This is a genomic window from Nocardiopsis alkaliphila YIM 80379, from assembly GCF_000341005.1.
Classification (GTDB): Bacteria; Actinomycetota; Actinomycetes; order Streptosporangiales; family Streptosporangiaceae; genus Nocardiopsis; species Nocardiopsis alkaliphila.
In genome coordinates this window covers 1-1,487 of sequence record NZ_ANBD01000159.1, presented here as the reverse complement: position 1 = coordinate 1,487, position 1,487 = coordinate 1, and the positions used below count along the sequence as shown (strand labels likewise).

Here is a 1,487-nt window from a genome sequence, read left to right as displayed (position 1 = left end):
GGCTGGAGCCGCACTGCGGATGGTGCGTCAGGCCGGCCCCTCCCGCCTGGTCCTGGCGGTCCCGGTCGCCTCACCGGAGGCATTGGACACGCTGCGGAGCGAGGCCGACGCCCTGGTGGTGATCGGCGTTCCCGACAACTTCCAGGCCGTGGGGGAGTGGTATCGGGACTTCGAGCAACTCTCGGACAAGGACGTCACGACGATCCTGGGTGAGCTGGAGCGTTCTCGACCCCGTCCCGAGCCGGCCCGAGGCGTACGGATCCGGGCCGGACGAGTCTATTTGGACGGTGACCTGACCAGCCCTGAGGTCCTGCGAGGGACGGTGGTGATGGCCTTCGGCCAAGGCCGGGGCGACCCACGTTGGCAGGCGATCGCCTCCTCACTTCAGCGCGCCGGATACGCCACCCTGCTCCTGGACCTGTCGACCGAGGACGGCGAGGAGGACGCCGCCGTTCTGGGCGAGCGGTTGAACGCGGCGGTGACCTGGTTGCGTCGGGCCACCGACTCCGCCGGCGAACCACTGGGTTTGATGGGTTCGGGAAGCGCCGCCCCGGCGGCCCTGGTGGCCGCGGCGCGGTCGCCACAGGACGTGGCTTCGGTCGTGGTGCACGGCGGGCGCGTGGACTGGGCCGAATCGGCCCTGCCCGGGGTGAGCGCGCCCACGCTCATCCTGTTGGAGGGTGAGGACTCCTTCGTGCGCGAACTGGGGGAGTGGGCACGAAGCAGGTTGGGTGGTGTTTCGGAACTGGGTGTGGTCTCGGGGGCCGAGCGACTCCTGGGAGACGTTCAAGGGTGGCGGGAGGTGGCGGTCCGGGCCCAGGACTGGTTCGATCGCCATATGCACCACCGTTCCGACCGGGCCAGGTGAAATCCGCATAAAGTGCTTTCCTGGTAAGACACCCCCGCGTCTTCATGACCCGAGCCATGGAAAACCCGCGGCGCCCTCGACGTCGAACGTCGGGGCGCCGCGGGTTATCGGGGCCGGGGCCTTGCGGGAAGAGATCCGCCCGGGAGAGTTCGTGCGGCTAGGCGGCGTTGGCGCGTCGCATGCGACGACGACGCTCGGAGGCTCGCTCGTCCTCGTTCAGGCCACCCCAAGTGCCGTACTTCTCCGGACGCGAGATCGCGTAGTCCAGGCAGTCGGTTCGAACAGGGCAGGCCGCACAGATCTCTTTGGCCTTGCGCTCACGAATCTCCCGCTCCGGCTGGCGTTCGCCATCGGGGCCGAAGAAGAGCACAAGGTCCTCGCCCCGGCACGCGGCGGCATCCTGCCACCCCCAGCTCGGGCGGGGGCGCAGTGCGGCCTGCCGACGTACCTGAGACATGCTTGAACCACCTCTACTGAAATCACTAGTAAGCTGTCGGAAAAAGCTTCAGTCACCAAAAGTTGGTCATGCGGCGCGAGACACCCCGCACGACGCAAACGTCGTGCGGTGTCGGCGTTGTTCCCCGGTGTGGCTGAGACCACGAGAAGCGCCACCACGCAA

2 protein-coding genes are annotated in these 1,487 nt (G+C 68.1%); one reads left to right on the top strand and one right to left on the bottom strand.

Translation table 11 applies throughout. The features are described from left to right. Nucleotides 1-868, top strand: an 868-nt coding sequence (locus D472_RS0121480) for a hypothetical protein (protein WP_026117944.1), incomplete at its 5' end; no start/stop codon positions are given. 157 nt (nt 869-1,025) lie between these two features. Here D472_RS0121480 and D472_RS0121475 read toward each other — a convergent pair. Next, nucleotides 1,026-1,325 (bottom strand): WhiB family transcriptional regulator, encoded by a 300-nt coding sequence (locus D472_RS0121475; RefSeq protein ID WP_017588640.1) that lies wholly within the window; start codon nt 1,323-1,325, stop codon nt 1,026-1,028. Nucleotides 1,326-1,487 lie beyond the last annotated feature (162 nt).